General features: G+C 72.7%; 12 protein-coding genes and 2 pseudogenes. 4 read left to right on the plus strand and 10 right to left on the minus strand.

Going from position 1 to position 17,657, the window contains the following annotated elements:
• Positions 1-36: 36 nt before the first annotated feature.
• Entirely contained in the window at positions 37-1,752 is a 1,716-nt protein-coding gene (locus EDD29_RS24240) for a GMC oxidoreductase (RefSeq protein ID WP_123666615.1), read from the minus strand.
• Between the two features lie 31 nt (positions 1,753-1,783).
• The gene (locus EDD29_RS24245; protein WP_211359872.1) at positions 1,784-2,797 is read right to left on the minus strand and encodes a Gfo/Idh/MocA family protein; all 1,014 of its coding nucleotides are present in this window, start codon (positions 2,795-2,797) and stop codon (positions 1,784-1,786) included.
• Positions 2,798-2,946: 149 nt separating this feature from the next.
• On the opposite strand from EDD29_RS24245, the gene EDD29_RS24250 reads away from it, so the two are divergent.
• The 3 genes and pseudogenes from EDD29_RS24250 to EDD29_RS24255 all read left to right on the plus strand — a co-directional run bounded on the left by EDD29_RS24250 (position 2,947) and on the right by EDD29_RS24255 (position 4,440).
• Complete coding sequence (locus EDD29_RS24250; protein WP_123666617.1) at positions 2,947-3,378, plus strand: MarR family winged helix-turn-helix transcriptional regulator; 432 nt, start codon at positions 2,947-2,949, stop codon at positions 3,376-3,378.
• A gap of 197 nt (positions 3,379-3,575) precedes the next feature.
• Positions 3,576-3,854, plus strand: coding sequence for a hypothetical protein (locus tag EDD29_RS48015; RefSeq protein ID WP_170201542.1), 279 nt, complete (start codon positions 3,576-3,578; stop codon positions 3,852-3,854).
• Positions 3,855-3,871: 17 nt separating this feature from the next.
• Positions 3,872-4,440, plus strand: a pseudogene (locus tag EDD29_RS24255) (alpha/beta hydrolase).
• A 265-nt stretch (positions 4,441-4,705) separates the two neighbouring features.
• Here EDD29_RS24255 and EDD29_RS47090 read toward each other — a convergent pair.
• Positions 4,706-4,900, minus strand: a complete 195-nt coding sequence (locus EDD29_RS47090; RefSeq protein ID WP_246052972.1) for a hypothetical protein — start codon at positions 4,898-4,900, stop codon at positions 4,706-4,708.
• A gap of 68 nt (positions 4,901-4,968) precedes the next feature.
• On the opposite strand from EDD29_RS47090, the pseudogene EDD29_RS47775 reads away from it, so the two are divergent.
• Positions 4,969-5,166, plus strand: a pseudogene (locus EDD29_RS47775) (helix-turn-helix domain-containing protein); the annotation flags it as partial.
• A gap of 162 nt (positions 5,167-5,328) precedes the next feature.
• Here the strand turns inward: EDD29_RS47775 and araB are convergent.
• The 7 genes from araB to EDD29_RS24295 form a co-directional block, all read right to left on the minus strand.
• The gene (gene araB / locus EDD29_RS24265) at positions 5,329-6,984 is read right to left on the minus strand and encodes a ribulokinase (RefSeq protein WP_123666618.1); all 1,656 of its coding nucleotides are present in this window, start codon (positions 6,982-6,984) and stop codon (positions 5,329-5,331) included.
• Between the two features lie 78 nt (positions 6,985-7,062).
• Positions 7,063-8,553 (minus strand): L-arabinose isomerase, encoded by a 1,491-nt coding sequence (gene araA / locus EDD29_RS24270; RefSeq protein WP_123666619.1) that lies wholly within the window; start codon positions 8,551-8,553, stop codon positions 7,063-7,065.
• A gap of 26 nt (positions 8,554-8,579) precedes the next feature.
• On the minus strand, positions 8,580-9,227 hold the full coding sequence (locus tag EDD29_RS24275) for an L-ribulose-5-phosphate 4-epimerase (protein ID WP_123666620.1): 648 nt from the start codon (positions 9,225-9,227) through the stop codon (positions 8,580-8,582).
• 23 nt (positions 9,228-9,250) lie between these two features.
• On the minus strand, positions 9,251-10,234 hold the full coding sequence (locus tag EDD29_RS24280) for a family 1 glycosylhydrolase (RefSeq protein ID WP_123666621.1): 984 nt from the start codon (positions 10,232-10,234) through the stop codon (positions 9,251-9,253).
• Positions 10,235-10,264: 30 nt separating this feature from the next.
• Positions 10,265-13,030, minus strand: coding sequence for an alpha-L-rhamnosidase (locus EDD29_RS24285; protein WP_123666622.1), 2,766 nt, complete (start codon positions 13,028-13,030; stop codon positions 10,265-10,267).
• Complete coding sequence (locus EDD29_RS24290; protein ID WP_123666623.1) at positions 13,021-15,180, minus strand: hypothetical protein; 2,160 nt, start codon at positions 15,178-15,180, stop codon at positions 13,021-13,023. Before EDD29_RS24290 ends, EDD29_RS24285 begins: the two co-directional genes overlap by 10 nt.
• Positions 15,177-17,627, minus strand: coding sequence for a glycoside hydrolase family 2 TIM barrel-domain containing protein (locus EDD29_RS24295; RefSeq protein ID WP_123666624.1), 2,451 nt, complete (start codon positions 17,625-17,627; stop codon positions 15,177-15,179). The genes EDD29_RS24290 and EDD29_RS24295 overlap by 4 nt, the downstream gene beginning before the upstream one ends.
• Positions 17,628-17,657 lie beyond the last annotated feature (30 nt).

The raw sequence follows: 17,657 nt of genomic DNA on the forward strand, positions 1-17,657 counted from the left end.
GCCGTCGCGCGCGTCCGCGCCGGTCGCGTCGCGGCCTCAGCCGGTGGCGGCCGTGTGGGCGGCGGTGCGCCAGGCGAGGGCCATGATGGTGAGGACGGGATTGGCGCCTCCATTGGTGACGTGGAGGCTGGCGTCGGCGATGTGGATGCGGTCGGTTCCCCAGAGCCTGCCGTTCGGGTCGGTGGCCCCGTGCCGGGGCGAGGCCGACATGCGTGCGGTGCCCGCCTGGTGCTGTCCGCCGGACAGCCCCCTGGCCGGCGCTCCCATTCGCCAGGTACGGGTGGCGCCGGAAGCGCGCAGCCACTCTTCGGCTTTGCCGGACAGGAACTCGCAGGTGCGCAGGTCCTCGGGATGCTGGAGGCCTTCGAGCCGGGCGACGGGCAGCCCGAGGCGGTCGGTGACGGTGGAGGACAGCCGGACGCGCGCCTCGCGCGTCGGTATCTCGTGGACGGGGCCTTGGATGTTGATGGTGCGCCGGTAGCCGTGGGCCAGGGCGGCGCGCGCGTCGGGGCCTGACCGGTCGACGCCCGCGGGCAGGCCCAGGGCGTAGTGCATGGTCGGGATCTTGACGAAGTCGTGGCCGAGCAGGCCACCGCCGACCACGCCTTCGTTGCCGTGGGAGAAGCGCCGGGTCGCGACGGAGGGCCCGGGGCCGAGACCATCGTGGACATCCGAATCGAACAGGCCGAACACGTTGGCGTACAGGTGGCCTTGAAGGCAGTCGCCGACCCAGTCGTTGCCCAGGCCGCTCATCCGCAGCAGCCGCGGCGTCTCGACGGCGCCGCCGGCGAGGACGATCCGTCCGGCGTGCAGGGTTCGGGAAGTGCGACCGTCCGCGATCTCGACGGTGCCGTCGTCGGAGATCCGGGTGACCTGCGCTTCGGTGATGAGGTCGGCGCCGTGGTCGAAAGCGCGGGGCAGGACGGTGCTGTGGGTACCGTTGCGGGCGTCCACGGGGCAGGTGAAGCCGACGCACTGCCCGCAGCGGATGCACGCGTTCCGGCCGCCTCGGGGTTCGGTGTTGAGCAGCAGCGGAACCGCTCCTGCGGTCCACCCGAGGGACTCGGCGCCGGCCGCGAGCACGGAGGCCTCGGCGGTCGGCGGGAACGGGCCCATGGGGTAGTCGCGGCTGCGGGATCCTTCTTCGGGGTGGGCGCGACCGGCCACCCCGAGCTCCCATTCGACCTTGTCGTAGAAGGGTTCGAGGTCGTCATAGGTGATCGGCCAGTCCGCCAGCGCCGACCCCTCCGGGACCCCGTACAGGGACGCCATCCGGAAGTCGTCGGGCAGGAACCGCCAGGCCTGCGCGCCGAAGAAGCGGGTGCCGCCGCCCACGGTGATCGCGTTGTGGTGGTAGCGCAGGTCGTCGTAGGTCACGGCGGTCTCGCCGTCGCCGTCGGGCACGGCCCGCGGATGGCCGGGAGGCGTGTCGAGGTCGCCGCCGAAGAAGAACCGGTGGTTGCGCACATGGTCGGCCGGCAGGTCGCGGGCGCCGAACCAGGAGCCGCGCTCCACCACGAGGACCGATGCGCCGCTCCGGGCCAGGACATACGCGGCGACACCGCCTCCGGCCCCGCTGCCCACCACGACCGCGTCATAGCGCTCACGCAGGTCGCGCAGGGCCAGGACCGGCGGGCGCCGAACCAGCGGCACGTCGACGGGCGGGCGGCCCGCCGGGTAGGGGTCGAAGCCGATCTCCTCCCAGGCGCCCGAATCGGGGTCGGCATAGAAGTCCAGGGTGGGGTGCGTCATCGCGGGGCCTTTCGTCAAGGGTGGCCGGTCGTCAGGGGGTGAGGGTGCGGGTGCCCGATGGCGGGGCGGAGCGCGCGTCGTGGAGGAGGACCTGGGCGCGGATCGCGTCGAGGGCGGCGGCGATCGCGATGGTCTCGTTGATGGGCATCACGGGGCTCTCGGTCAGGCCCTCGGCGAGGCAGCGGTGCACTTCGGCTATCTCGAACCGGAGCCCGTTGCCCTCGTAGGAGGCGTCGATCTGTTCGGTCCCACCGGTGCGGGTGGTGACGGTGAGCGCTTCGGGGCAGTGCATGAACGCCGGGAGGTCGATCGAACCGTCGGTTCCGGCGATGCGGGCCGTGCACGTCATGACGGTGCGGATCGCGGTCTTGACGACGCCGAGCCGGCCGCCGCCGTGCCGGAGCACCGCGGCCACCTGCTCATCGACGCCGGTCTCGCCGATGAGGCCGTCGGCGACGACGTGCTCGACCGGGCCCAGCACCAGCGAGCAGAGCTGGACGGGGTAGACGCCCAGATCGAGCAGCGCGCCGCCGCCCCGCCGCGGGTCGAAGAGCCGGTGCTCCGGCTGCACCGGCCACCGCATCCCGAAATCCGCCTCCACCAGGAGCGGCGTGCCGATCCGGCCGTCTGCGAGCACCTCGGTCAGAGTCCGGTACGCGGGCAGGAAGCGGCTCCACATCGCCTCCATCAGGAACAGCCCGCGCCTCCGCGCCGCTTCGGCCATCCGCCGGGCCTGCCCGGCGTCCAGCGCGAAGGGCTTCTCGCACAGCACGTGCTTGCCCGCCTCCAGCAGGGCGAGTGTGTCCTGCTCGTGCCGCGACGCGGGCGTCGCCACATAGACGACGTCGACTTCGGGGTCGGCGGCCAGCGCGGAGTAGTCGCCATATCTGCGCGCGACGGCGAACCTGTCCCCGAAGGCCGCGGCCCTCTCGGCCGAGCGCGAGGCCACCGCGACGATCTCCCCGTCGGGAACCCACCGCATCGCCTCGGCGAACCCCGCCGCGATCTCACCGGGCCCCACGACTCCCCAGCGAACCATTCCCATGGTCGTCCTCCTCAGGTTCGGCGCGGTCCCGCGACGCCGTGTCTCCAGCGGCGTCTCTCCCCGCAGGGGGCGGGCCGCCGCGACGACGGTAACCGGGCAGCAGATTTATATCAAGAGTAGATGCATCGTTGTTGCTGTAATCTTGCCGCATGGACGGATTCGAGCTCTTCCAGCTGGGGCGCACGCTGATGCGGCTCGGCGAGCAGTCGATGCCGGAGACCGGGTTTCGGCAGCTCAGCGGGCCGGCCCGGACCGTTCTGTTCGACATCGCCGAGAATCCGGACAGCTCCATCTCCGAGATCACCGCCCGCGTCAGGTTCCCGCAGAGCCAGGTGTCGGCATGCGTGACCCGGCTGCGCGACGACGGCGTCGTGGAGACGGCCGCAGACCCGCTGGACCGCCGCAGGACCCTGGTGCGGCTCACCGCCGCGGCCCTTCGGCGCACCGGTGCGCGGCCGCCCGCGAACATAGACGCCGCGCTGGCGAACGCCATGCGGGATCTCGACCCGGTGCGGGTCGAGCGCACCAAGGCCGTACTCAACGAACTCGTCGGTCTGCTGCACCCTCCGGACCGAGAATGAGGCCGCGTTCACCGGACGTCGTGGAGATGCCCGGAGAGCCCCGCGCGTCCCGCGGACCGGTCCGCGGGACGGCGACCGGCGGAAGGCGGGGAACGCCCGGCGGAAGGCGGGGAACGCCCGGCGGAAGGCGGGGGGGGATCCGCTCGGGCCGGGCGACGAGGATGGGCCGCTCACAGGTGTTCGGAGGGATGATGACCATGTCGCGTGTGGGGCCTGCGGTGCCGTTCGATCCTGAGCTCGGGGCCGCGCTGGCCGCGCCGCGGGCCAGGCTGGCCGCGGCACCGCTGTCGCCCGATCCGATCGTGCGGGCGCGCGAGCTCGACGGGTACATGCGGCTGTCCTCGCGGGATCTGGAGCGCGGCGGCGCCTTCACGGTGGATGAACGTCGGGTGCCGGGGCCACAAGGGGCTCCGGACGTCCTCCTCGTGCTGTGCCGTCCGGAGACGGCGGACCGTCCGGTGCGGGGCTGTTCTTAGTGCACGGCGGCGGGATGATGTCGGGGCACAGCCGGTCGGGGCTGTCCGAGACACTGGAGCTGGCCGCGGGCGCGGGCGCCGCGGTGGTGTCGGTGGAGTACCGGCTGGCTCCCGAGCACCCGCATCCGGCCCCGTCGAGGACTGCTACGCGGGCCTGATCTGGGTGGCCGAGCATGCGCCGGAGCTCGGGCTCGACCCCGACCGGCTGGTCGTCGCCGGATCGAGCGCGGGCGGCGGCACCGCGGCGGCGCTGGCCCTGATGGCGCGCGACCGCGGGGGACCCGCCCTCGCGGGCCAGCTGCTCAACTGCCCGATGCTCGACGCCCGCAACGACACACCGTCCGCCCACCAGATGGCGGGGGTGGACACCTGGGACCGCGCGGCCAACGAGGTCGGCTGGTCGGCGCTCCTCGACGCCGACCGCGCGGACGTCAGTCCCTACGCGTCCGCGATCTGGAGGGCGGGAGGCCGTGCCGAACTGCACGCCTGGCCTGGCGGTTTCCATGGCTTCGACACCGCGGTGCCGCGCTCCCCGCCGGCCCGGGAGGCCCGGCTCCACTGGCTGCGCCGCCTGCTCGGCGCCTGAGGTCCCCGAGCCGATCGGTGCACAGGCGGCCCGGGACACGATGACCCGATGAAGGAGCTGGCGGGAAGGCTGGCGGCGCTCGATCCGGACGCCGGCGCCGCGGTCCAGGTGATCGCCCATTTCGGCGGCGGCCCGCGGGCTACTCGACCGCACCCGCGGTCGCTCGGCGGCGGACGGCGACGCGGCGCTCACCGAGATCCTGCTCGACCGGGGCGCCCCGGAGCGGACGCGCAGGCGAGCCGCCGAACGGCTGGGCCTGGGCGCCTTAGGCCGGGTCGTGGTCTTCGCCGACGGCGGGACGCGGGTGAAGCCCGCCGGTGCCCCCGAGCCCGAAGGCCGGTGCGGGGTCGGCCCCGACGCGGGGGTCCTCGACCTTCCCGACTCCCTGGCCGCGGCACGCACGGCCCTGCGGTTCACCGCGGAGGGCGACGATCTCGACCCGGGGCCGCGGATCGTTCACGCCGCCCGCCTGGGCGGCCTCATCGTCTCTCCGACGCGGTCGGCCCGCGCACACCCGTCTGCGCCGATGTGCGCGCGCTGGAGGCCGCGTCGCGGCGGGCACCGTGGGTCGCCGCGGCCTTGGAGGCCTACACCGTCGCGGTGAGCGTCCGGGCCGCCGCCGCGTCCGTGAACCTGCACCATTCCACGCTCCAGGAACGGCTGAACCAGAGTGAGCGGTGGCTCGGCTGGACCGTGCAGGACCCGCCGGGGCGGCTCAGGCTCCAGATCGCACTCGCCCTGCGCCGACTGCACCGATCCGCCGCGCCCGATGGTCCGGACGGCGCCTCCGCGACGGACCGACAGGCGCGGCGCTGCGCCTTGTGCGCGGCGGACAGGCGGCGAGGGCGGCCCCGCCTCAGCCACGTCGGTGAACGCCGCCCTGTCTCCTCAGCCGTTTCCGGCAGGAACCGCGCGGGTTCTGCCGAGGGCGCGGAGGCGGTGCATGACGGTGCCGTCGGCGAAGGTGTCGTGGAGGGTGAGATAGAGAGCGTAGAGGTCGTCGTAGGCGGTGACGCGAGCTGGGTCGGGGGTGTAGACGGCGGTTTCGCGGCGGCCCATGGCGGCCGACGCCGTCACGATGTCGCCGTATTCGCCCGCGGCGACGGCGGCGTGGATGGCGGAGCCGAGGGCGGGGCCTTGGGTGGAGCCGATGACGGACAGGGGGCGGTTGAGGATGTCGGCGTAGGTCTGCATGAGGAAGGTGTTCTTGGTCAGGCCGCCGGCGATGATGAACTCTTCGACGGGGACGCCTGATTTTTCGAAGGTCTCGACGATGTTGCGGGCGCCGAAGGCGGTGGCCTCGATGAGGGCGCGGTAGACGTCCTCGGGGCGGGTGGCCAGCGTCTGGCCGACGATCAGGCCCGAGAGGGTGTGGTCGACCAGGGTCGAGCGGTTGCCGTTGTGCCAGTCCAAAGCGACCAGGCCGTGCTGGCCGACCTCTTGGGCGGCGGCCAGCCTCGTCAGGTGCTCGTGCAGGCTGATCCCTGCCTCCTCGGCCGCCCGGTGGTAGGAGGCGGGGACCTGGTTGTCGAGGTACCAGGCGAAGATGTCGCCCACACCGGACTGGCCCGCCTCGTAGCCCCACAGGCCGGGCACGATCCCGTCGGCGACGACGCCGCACATGCCGGGCACTTCGGCGAGCCGGTCCGAGGGCATGATGTGGCAGGTCGAGGTGCCCATGATCGCGACCATCTGGCCGGGGCGGACCGCGTCCGCCGCGGCGGCGGTGACGTGCGCGTCGACGTTCCCGACCGCGACGGCGATGCCCTCGGGCAGGCCCGTCCAGGCCGCGGCCTCGACGCTCAGCCTCCCGGCGAGGCCGCCGAGGGGCGAGAGCTCGTTGGCGAGCTTGTCGGGGAAGGACGCAAAACCCGGGTTCAGCGCGGACAGGAACTCCGGCGACGGGTAGCCGTCCTGGTAGATGCCCTTGTATCCGGCGGTGCAGACATTGCGGGTCTCGACGCCGGTGAGCCGCCAGATGATCCAGTCGGCGGCCTCGATCCACCGGTCGGCGCGCGCGTAAAGGTCGGGGTCTTCTTCCAGGAGCTGGAGGCCCTTGGCGAACTGCCATTCGGAGGAGATCTTGCCGCCGTAGCGGGGCAGCCAGGATTCGCCGCGTTCGGCCGCGAGCGAGTTGATCCGGTCGGCGTGCTCCTGGGCGGCGTGGTGCTTCCACAGCTTCGGCCACGCGTGCGGACGACCCGGGAACAGATCGGACAGCGGGGTGCCGTCCTCGGTCGTCGGCAGCACGGTGCAGGCCGTGAAGTCCGTGCCGATCCCGACGATGTCCGCAGGGTCGACCCCGGAGGCGGCGACGGCCTCGGGCACCGCGGTGCGCAGCACCTCGAGCCAGTCGGCGGGCGACTGGAGCGCCCAGTCCGGGCCGAGCGCGGTGCCGTCGGGCAGGGCCCGGTCCATGACGGCGTGCGCGTACTCGTGCACGGCCGAGGCGATCTCGGCGCCGTCGGCGACGCGGACGACGACGGCCCGGCCGGACAGGGTGCCGTAGTCGACGCCGACGGTGTAACGGGGCTGGGTGCTCATGTGTGTTGTCTCCTGGAACCCCGGGGCGCGCCCTCGGGCACTGAGTGCGCACCCCGGGGAGTATCGAGGCCGTTAAGGTCAGAAGCCCTGGGCCAGGCGGTGGTAGGCCTGGTTCCAGCGGATCTCCTGCGCGAAGCGCCGCGGGGTGGTGTCGGCACCGATGGTGAGCAGCTCCACGCCCAACATCTCCGACATGTCGCACAGAACCTCGGAATCGAGCGCTGCCGTCAGCACCGTGTGGTGCGGGCCGCCGGCGGTCAGCCACGCCTCGGTGGACGTGCGCAGGTTCGGCAGCGGCTTCCACACCGCGCGCGCCACCGGCAGCGCCGGAAGCGGCTCCGGCGGCGCGACGACCTCGATCTCATTGGCGACGAGCCGGAACCTGTCCCCCATGTCGGCCATGCCGAGGACGACGGCGGGGCCGGGGTCCGCGTCGAACACCAGCCGGACCGGGTCCTCCCGGCCGCCGATGCCCAGCGGATGGATCTCCAGCGACGGCCTCGCCGACGCGATGCTCGGGCAGACCTCCAGCATGTGCGCGCCCAGGATCAGCTCCGAGCCCGGCACCAGGTTGTAGGTGTAGTCCTCCATGAAGGAGGTGCCCCCGGCCAGGCCGGTGGCCGCGGTCTTCAGAGTGCGCAGCAGCGTCGCGGTCTTCCAATCGCCCTCACCGCCGAACCCGTACCCGTCGGCCATCAAACGCTGCACGGCCAGGCCAGGAAGCTGGCGAAGGCCGCCCAAGTCCTCGAAGTTCGTCGTGAACGCCCCGAAGCCGCCCGCCTGGAGGAAGCTCCTGAGCCCGAGCTCGATCCGCGCCCCGTAGCGCAGCGACGCGTGCCGCTCACCACCCGCCCGCAGCTCGGGCGCCACGTCGTACAGGTCCTCGTACTCGGCGACCAGGGTCGTGATCTCCCCCTCGAGGACCGCGTCGACGACGCCCACGAGGTCGTTGACCCCGTAGGTGTTCACCGAGACCCCCAGCTTGAGCTGCGCCTCGACCTTGTCGCCCTCGGTCACCGCCACGTCGCGCATGTTGTCACCGAAGCGCGCCAGCCGCAGAGTGCGCAGCTCCGCCACGCCCAGCGCCGCCCGCGCCCACGCCTCCACCCGCGACGCCACAACGGGGTCGGACACATGCCCCGCCACCGTCTTGCGCGGCACGTTCAACCGCGCCTGCACGAACCCGAACTCCCGGTCACCGTGCGCGGCCTGGTTCAGGTTCATGAAGTCCATGTCGATCGTGCCCCACGGCAGCTCGACATTCGCCTGCGTGTGCAGATGCAGGAACGGCTTCGCCAAAGCGTCCAGGCCCGAGATCCACATCTTCGCCGGGGAGAACGTGTGCATCCACGCCACCAGACCCACACAGGAGTCGTCGGCGTTCGCCTCCAGGAACACCCGCCGGATCGCCGCCGCGTCCGTCAGCACCGGCAGCCACCTGAGCCGCGCCGGCAGAGACCCGCCCAGCCGGTCGGCGATCTCCTTGGACTGGTCGGCGACCTGCCGGAGCGTGTCCTCCCCGTACAGGCCCTGGCTCCCGGTCAGGAACCAGATCTCGCGCTCAGCCATCACGGCCTCCTTCTCTTTCGGGGCCGTCACTGGCCGTAGACGTTCTGGTAGCGGTCGTACAGCGAGTCCACGTCGGGCTGCGGGATCGCCAGCGGCTCCCCCAGCTGGCGGGACAAGTGCACCGTCCGGGCCACGTCCTCGCACATCACCGCCGCCTTCACCGCCTCCCGCGCCGACCCGCCGATCGTGAAGACCCCGTGGTTGCGCAGCAGCACCGCCGGGCTGCGATGCCCCTCCAGGGTCTGCACGATCGCCCTGCCGATGTCCTCACCACCGATCAGCGCGAACGGGCCCACCGGGATCTCCCCGCCGAACTCGTCCGCCATCGCCGTCAGCACACACGGGATCGCCTCATCCCGCGCCGCCCACGCCGTCGCATACGTCGAATGCGTGTGCACCACACCGCCCACATCCGCACGATGCCGGTACACGTAGGCATGCGCGAACACGTCCGACGACGGCTTCAGGCCCGCGGCGACCGGATGCCCGTCCAGGTCGCACAGCACCATCGACTCCGGCGTGAGCCGCTCGTACGGCACGCCGCTCGGTTTGATCAGGAAGCGGTCGTCGCCGACCCGGGCCGAGACGTTGCCCGCGGTCCACGCGACCAGCGCGGACTCGACGAGGACCTGGTGCAGCGCCGCGAGTTCCGTGCGCGATGCCGAGTCGTTCATGGGGGTTCCTTGGGTAGAGAGGATCAGGGATGGCCGCGGCGGGCGACGTCGCCGAGCCAGTAGAGGCTCGGCCTGGGCCTGGGTGCGCCGGTCCTGCGGTCGAAGGCGATCAGCCCGCAGTCGCCGGGGTGGCCTTCGCCGTGTTCGGGCGCCGTCCGGTGCAGATATCCGCGGACGTCGGCGCCGTCCGCGACGGCGCCGAGCAGCCCGCGCAAGGCCCGGGAGGTCACGGTGACCCGCAGGGCGTCATCGGCCGTGGGGACACCGTCGTCGGTGATGAGGATCGGCCGGCCGGTCACCTCGGCCGTGTGCCGCACGACGGCGTCGAGCGTCTCGGACCGCCCGGGGCCGTCCGCCCCGCCGGACCGAGGACGCGAGACCGGCCTGCCGTGGGCCGGTCCGGAGGCGTAGGCGACCCCCACGAAGTCGTCGCCGCGCGCGTGTTCGAGCCACCGGTCCGCGAGGCCGTCCGGCTCCGCGGGAACACCGCGCGGTCCGCCGGGCCGCCGGACGGCCACGGTCCAGCCGACGGCGGCGCGCGTGCGCTCCCGCAGGCTCACCGCGGCCGCATGGTGGGCCTCGGCGATCCTCTCGGGGAGGTCGCCATGCCGTCTTGCGTTCGCCGGCGCCCGCATGGTGCAGATCCAGCGGACGCCGTCGAGGATCCCGGCGGCCTCGCGGGCGTAGCGCGCGAAGCGACCGGCCGCCGACGGCGCCGACCAGCCGCCCAGGTCGGTGAACCATCGCGGTGCGGCCCGGTCGTGCAGGGTGACGACGGGTGCGAGCCCGTACTCCAGCGCCTTGCCGATCGCCGTGCGGTACCGGGCGAGCGCGTCCGCGCGGAAGCGGCCCGGTTCGGGTTCGACGCGGTCCCAGGACAGGACGAGCCCGCAGGCGTTCAGTCCCGCTCCGGCGAGGAGCCAGAGGTCCTCGGGGTCGCCGGACGCCGGATCCGAGACGGTGGCCGCGCCCCACAGGAATCCCGGCGGCGCCTGGGTCAGGACCATGCGCCGGCCCCTTCGCGGGAGGATCCGTTCTCATCCACGGCCGCTCCCGAGGTCCGCGAAGGCGGCCTCCACGTCGTGGAGGATCGGCTCGGCTCCGGGGAGCCTCTGCAGCGCGTCCCTGAGCCTCGCGTTCTGCGGCGCGGAGCCGAAGCCGATGCCGACGGCTTCGGCGATCTCCGGCATCCTGGCCACGATCGCGTCGGTGACCAGCTTCATCGCGCCGGGCCGGTCCGCCACCTCCCCGAGGGTGCTGTCCAGGGTGAGCGGCGACCGCTCGGCGGCCTGGTCGGCGAACGGGACGGTCCAGCGGTGGACGCCCGAGCCGACCGTGTGCTCGGTGCCGTCGGGCAGGCCCACCTCGGCCGAGGTGTTGGGCGAGACCGTCACCTCGACGGAGAGCCACTCGCCGCTGATCGCCCAGCGGCAGGCGGCGGGACCGTAGGGGGTGTGCAGGCGCGCGGAGGCGTGGGTGAGGCCGCCGCCCGGCCGGGGGGCCACGCGCAGTCGGCGGTATCCGGGCTCGGCGGGGGCCAGGCCGGCGACGGTCCTGTGCAGCCAGTCGGCGACCGCGCCGAACGCGTAGTGGTTGAAGGACGTCATGCCGCTTGCGTTGACGGTCCCGTCGGGCAGGAGGCTGTCCCAGCGCTCCCAGATCGTCGTCGCGCCCTGGGTGACCGGGTACAGCCACGACGGGCGCTCCTGCTGCAGGAGCAGCCGGTAGGCGGAGTCGAGGAAGCCGGTCTCGGCGAGGGCGTCGCAGATCAGCGGGGTTCCGACGAAGCCCGTCGCGATCCGGTGGCCGCCGCCCCGCACCAGGTCGGCAAGGCGCCGGCCCGCGTGCCTCCGCTGCTCCTCCCCCGACAGCAGCCCGAACCGCAGCGCCAGCGCGTAGGCGGTCTGGGAGTCCGACAGCAGGCGGCCGGAAGCGGTGGTGTACTCGTCCTGGAACGCCCGGCGGATCCGCGCGGCCAGCGTCCCGTAGTGCGCGGCCTCCTCGGTCCGGCCGAGCAGTCGCGCGGTACCGGCCACCAGGTCCGCCGAGTGCGCGAAGTAGGCGGTCGCGACGATCTCGGGGTAGGTCCTGGCCGCGTCGGCACGCCCGGGTGGCGCCGCCGGGTCCAGCCAGTCGCCGAACTGGAATCCCGAATCCCACAGCAGGCCTTCGCCCGCCAGGCCCGCCACATGGTCCACCCAGGCGCGCATGCCGGGGTACTGCGCCTCCAGGACGCCGAGGTCGCCGTACCGCTGGTAGAGCGTCCAGGGAACGATCACCGCCGCGTCCCCCCAGGCCGCCGCGGCGGTCGGCACGTTCACGACGAAGGGGACGACGGACGGCACCGCGCCGTCCGGGGCCTGCTCGGCCGCCAGGTCGGCGAGCCAGGAGCGCAGGAATCCCGCGCTGTCGTACAGGAAGGACGCGGTCGGCGCGAAGACCTGGATGTCGCCGGTCCAGCCCAGGCGCTCGTCACGCTGAGGGCAGTCGGTGGGCACGTCGAGGAAGTTGCCGCGCATCCCCCAGACCGTGTTCTCGTGCAGCCGCTCGACGAGCGGGTCGGAGCAGCCGAACCAGCCGGTGCGCTCCAGGTCGGAGTGGCACACCAGGGCGACGGCTCCGGTCACCGGACCGGTGACCTCGGCGTACCTGAAGCCGTGGAAGGTGAAGCGCGGCTCCCATTCCTCGATCCCGCCGCCGCGCAGGACATAGGTGTCGGTCGCCTCCGCCGTGCGCAGCGGCTCCACGCACAGTTCGCCGCCTTGGAGGATCTCGGCGTGGCGGAGCACCGCCTTGTCCCCCGACGCACCGGAGGCGGTGATCCGGAGCCTGCCGACGAGGTTCTGCCCGAAGTCCAGGATCGTCCTCCCGGAAGGGGAGGTGAGCGTGGCCACGGGCGCGAGGGTCTCGGTGACGCGCACCGGTGGTCCGGTCGGGGCGACCAGGGTGGCGAGGTCGTGGTCGACGGTCTCGGCGGGCCACCAGGCCGCGTCGTCGAACCCGGGCTCGGACCAGCCTGCGTGCTCCCGCCTCGCGTCGTAGGCCTCGCCGTCGTACAGGTCGGTGGACAGCAGCGGGCCCGAGGAGGCCCGCCACCGGCCCGCGCCGGTCGTGATCCGGCGGACCGTGCCGTCCCCGTAGGCAAGTTCGAGCTGTGCCAGCAGCGCGAGCCGGTCGCCGTACAGGGCCCGCTTCCCCTCGTATCCGAGCCGGCCGCGGTACCAACCGTCGCCGAGCACCGCTCCCAGGCAGTTGGCGCCGTCGCGGACGAGCCCGGTGACGTCGTAGGTCTGGTAGCGCAACCGGTGGTGGTAGCTGGTCCAGCCGGGGGCCAGCACGTGGTCGCCGACCCGTTCGCCGTTCAGTTCGGCCTCGTAGACCCCCAGGGCCGTCGCGTACAGGCGGGCCGACACCAGGCCGGGGCCGGACGCGAACTCCGTCCGCAGCAGCGACCCCTCGCCGGGACCGACGAACCGCGCCTCCCAGTCGTCCGCGCCCAGCAGGCCCGCCTCGACCTCCGCGCGCGTCCAGGGCGAGAGATCTCCGGACGGCCCGGCCACCCGGACCGCGACCTCGACGCGCTCGCGGGAGGCCAGCGGCGCGAACGGCCAGGGCACCAGGACCGAGTCCGACGCCTCCACCCGCACCCTCTCGCCGCGCGCCTCCACCTCGTAGGCGGTCTGCATCCAGTCCGGGATGGCGGTCTCGGTGCGCCAGGACAGCCGGGGGCGCGCGGTGCCGATCCCCAGCGGCTCCCGGACCTGCTCGAACCTCGGCCCGGTCACCTTCGTGGTCACGGCCATGGCGTGAACCCTTCGTGGCGGACGGTCCAGGTGCCGTCCTTGGGGAAGCCGGGGCTCGGGGTCTCCGTGCCGTCCCAGCCCGCGGCCATGAGGGAGACGGCGGACAGGAGGGCTCCGTTGGAGGGGAGGTAGACGGGCAGGAGGCTGCCTATCTGGGGGGTGTGGCCGGTGGGCAGGTACCGGTTCTTGGCGCGGTCGGCAAGGAGCGCGTCGACGGCCAGGTCCGGGCGGCCGACGCGGGCGGCGGTCATGGCCATGACGGGGAAGTCCCAGCCCCAGGCGGTGTCCCACAGCCAGTCGTCGCGGACGTCGAGCAGGGTCGCCTCCATGACGGCCGGGTCGACCAGGGGCGTGGCGGGCACGACGCCGAGCGCGCACAGCAGCGACGGGTGGTCGTCGCGCTTCAGGTAGGGCTCGGTCGCGATCGCCGTGTAGACGCCTTCTCGCTGGTGGGGCTTCACCAAGCCGTCCTGGACGCGCCGCCAGTGGTCGTCGCGGTCCTTGCCGAGGCGTTCGCGCCAGAGCTGGGCGATCTCCAGGCCCCACCACCAGTAGGCGAGTTCGAAGGCGGGGTCCTCGGTCGTCTTGGCGTCGTAGAACTCCTGGGCGGGCAGCAGCGGCGCGGGCAGGTGCCAGACTCCGTCGCGCTCCTCTGCGAAGGAGGCCATGAACAGCGCGGTCTCCTCGACCAGTTCGGCGAAGCGGACGACCAGCCGTTCCCGCTCCGTCCCGCCGGAGGCTCGGTGGAGCAGCTCCAGGAGGTAGAGGGGGTGGGGCTGCTGCCAGATGAGCAGCGCCCCGATGTCGCTCGGGCTCTCCCTGCCGTCCGGGCCGACGTGCTTGGGCCAGCGGGCGCCGGCGTAGTGCTGCCTGCGGGCGGTGGCGCGGGCTGAGTCCAGGATGGACAGGTACCAGTCCATGCTGCGTTCGAGGAGTTCCGGGCGGCCCCAGACGGCGAAATGCGCGGCGTGCCACCAGTGCATCTCCAGGTGGAACTTGCCCTGCCAGGAGTTGGTGATCAGCCCGGTCTCCTGCGGCGGGTTCGTGCCGGCGCAGTTCACCTTGGTGAGGTACTGCGACAGCACCACCCGGCGCTCCAGCTCGCCGGCCCGCGGGTCGGTGCTGCCCGCGAAGTCGATCGCCGCGCCCGAGGTCCAGAAGCCGCGCCAGGACGCCTCCGCTGCCGCCCTGATCCCGGCGAAGCCCGCACGGCCGAGGTCGGCGCCATCACCCGGCCCGAACGACGCGACGAGCTCGAGCACGGAAGCGGAGGCGGTCACCGCGAACTCGTGCGGCATGCCGGAAGGCTCGACGGTCCCCGACGACCGGTCCAGGCGCACCGTGTACTCGGTGTCGTCCAGGACGCGGCCGAACCGGCAGGCGGCCTCGCCGAGAGGCTCCAGCGTGGTGCGGTGCGTGTCCGGCGAGGACCAGTCCGAGGTCTGGAAGAAGCCGTCGCTGGCGTAGGGGAACCGGACGGCGACGGCGGCCCTGCCGTCGGCGAGCAGGTCGGACTCCACCCGGAAGGCGACCCTGGCTCGGTCGGGGTCGGCGACCGTGGTGACGCGCACCTCGCGGCCCGCGTACGTGAAGACGCTCTCCAGGACGCCCGTCCACAGGTCGAGGCGCTGGCGCGGGTTCACGAGCGCCGCCGGGTCCTCCTCCGGCGCCGCGCCCGCCTCCGGCCGCAGCACCAGCCCGATCCGGCCCAGGTCCAGCCGCTGGGGATTCAGGTGGAGCCACGTCCCGGCGCGGTACTCCGGCGCGACCTCGCCCCCGAACGCCGCGGCCATGTCGAACCTGTCCGGGTACCGCACAGGCCCCCGCGCGGACTCGTAGGTCGACATCGCGTCGTCGAGCACGAACCCTTCGGGATTGGGCATGGCGTGCCAGCCCCACGTCGCCATCGTCGCGGTGTTCACCGCCAGGCGCCGCTCCGCCTGCGCGGCGGCCTGGTCGTGGAAGGCGAGGAAGGTCTGCATCCCGGTGATATCGGCGGTATAGGCGAAGTCGCCGTTGCCGACCGTCAGGACGTGCGCGGGATCGGGCGCGGTCAGCTCGACGGTGTGGCGGCGGACCACGGCCTCTCGGTCGATCATGGTCGTCTCTCCGGTCAGGTGCTGGTCGGGGTTCTCTGCCGCGCCGGTCATTCGACGGCCACGAGCAGTTCGACCGGTTCGCACCCCGGCGCCGCCGCGCGCAGGCGGATCTTCCCGGTGCCGGTCGGGCGCAGAACGGCGAGGGCGCGCCCTTCGTAGGTGGTGCGCTCGGTCGCGTCGAAGCGCTCCTCGGTCGCCGGGACGGCGGTGCCGAAGCCGGCCAGGACCCCTGCCCCGGAGACCTCCACGCGCACCGGGCGGTCGGCCGCGGTGTGGACCGTTCCGTGCTCGTCGGTCAGGGTGAAGGCGACGTAGGCGAGGTCGCCGCCCTCGCTCGCCAGAACGGGCCTGTCGGCTTCGGCGCGCAGGCGCAGCCCGTCCTGCGCGGACCGCACGACGTGGCGTCCCGACTCGGCGCCGTCCCGGTAGGCGATGGCCACCAGTTCCCCGGGCGCGTAGGCGGTCTCGAACTCCGTCCGGAAGCGCTGCTCGGCCCCCACGGGCCTCCGGCCGAGCGAGGCGCCGTTGACGAGGAGTTCCACCTCGTCGGCGCCGCCGTAGACCTCGACGGTGATGGGCTCGCCCTCGAAGCCGGGCCAGGTCCAGCTGGAGACGGCGTCGCTCCACGCCCACGGGCTCCCGCCCCAGGTCTTGCCGTGGTGCTGCGGCCGCCGCACCGCGATGTAGGGCGCGGACCGCAGGCCGAAGACGATCTCCCGATAGAAGGAGACGGGCCTCCGGTGACCGGTGATGTCCAGGTCCCCGCAGTCGGCGAGCAGCGCGGGATAGGGGGCCACGTGGACCGGGCGCGGGGATTCGGGCGAGAGGTACTGCGGCCTGCCGATGCCGACCTCGCCCAGGTAGTCCCAGCCGGTCCAGGTGAAGTCCCCGATGACGTGGCCGTACCGCTCGACCAGCTTCCAGTTGCCGTCGATGTGGGTGGAGAAGGTCTCGGCCCCCACGATGATCCGGTTCGGGAAGAGTTCCTCGTCGAGGGCGTAGCGGCTCTCGGAGTAGTTCATCCCGGCGACGTCCAGCACCGCGTAGGACTCGGCGGTGCGCTCCGACACCAGCCCGGAGGCGCCGACCATGTTCATCATGTCGCCGGCGTCGGCCATGACGGTGTTGATGCCCTCCGCCGCGGGTTCCGCGGCCTGCCTCTGCCGCCTCGACTTCAGCACCTCCGGCAGTACGGCGAGCATGTTGTTGACGCCGTTCGTGACGAACCGGGTGCCGTCCAGGGAGCGGACCTTCTCCGCGAGCCTGCGCCCCCACGCGGCCCCGGCGGCCGAGCCCGCCTCCGGGATCTCATTGCCGATCGAGTACATGATGACGCTGGGGTGGTTGACGTCCTTGGCGACCATCGCCTCGATGTCGCGCTCCCACCATTCGGGGAAGTTCAGGCTGTAGTCGAACTCGTTCTTGGCCGAGGTCCACATGTCGAACGCCTCGTCCATCACCAGCACGCCGAGGCGGTCGCAGGCGTCCAGCATCGCCGTGCTCATCGGGTGGTGGGACATGCGGATGGCGTTGAACCCGGCGTCCTTCAGCAGCTCGACCCTGCGCTCCTCGGCGCGGGCGAAGGTGGCCGCGCCCAGGACGCCGTTGTCGTGGTGCACGCACGCGCCCCGCAGCTTGACCGGCCTGCCGTTGATCCGCAGCCCGAAGCGGGGATCGAGCTGCAACGTGCGGATGCCGAACGCGACGGTCTCGGTGTCCACTTCCGCTCCCTCCTCACGCAGGCTCAGGGCGCAGGTGTAGAGGGACGGGGACCCGGTGCCCCACAGGGCGGGATCGAAGACGTAGAGGCGCGGCCGGGCGATCGCCGGTTCGCCGGGCAGCACCGTGACCTTCGCGACGTCGGCGGCGACGACGGCTCCCGCGGCGTCGCGGATCTCGACGGCCAGGTCCAGGGTCCGGATGGCGAGGGAGTCGTTCTCGATCCTCGCCTCGACCTCCACCACCGCCCGGTCGCGGTCGATGTCCGGCGTCGTGACGCGGACGCCGTCCTGGGCGATGCGGGCGGTCTCGCCGATGAGCATCCAGGTGTCGCGGTAGATCCCGGCACCGGTGTACCAGCGCGAGTCCCGGTGGGCGCGGGCCTCGACGCGGATCTCGTTGTCCTGGCCGAACCGCAGGTAGCGGTCGGCGTCGATGTGGAAGTGCGAGTATCCGTATGGGCGCTGCCCGGCGTAGTCGCCGTTGATGTGGACCGTCGCGTCGCGGTAGACGCCCTCGAACTCGAGGAAGATCCGCTTGCCGCGGTGCTCCTCGGGCACGGAGAAGGTCTTGCGGTACTCGAAGGTCCCGCCGGGGAAATAGGCTCCCGCCCCGTTCTCCATCGTGGCGGCGCCCTGCGGGTCCACCCGGTCCTGCCCGATCATCGCGTCGTGCGGCAGCGTCACGGGGCGGAACTCCACTGACGTGCCTGACAGCTCGGCGAACGGGTTGACCTTCGGCCGGGTCTCCCAGCCGTCGTTGAACGAAATACGGATCATGAAAGCGTGACTTCCTTAGATTCTGCGCGC

The sequence above is a fragment of the Actinocorallia herbida genome (assembly GCF_003751225.1).
Taxonomy (GTDB): domain Bacteria; phylum Actinomycetota; class Actinomycetes; order Streptosporangiales; family Streptosporangiaceae; genus Actinocorallia; species Actinocorallia herbida.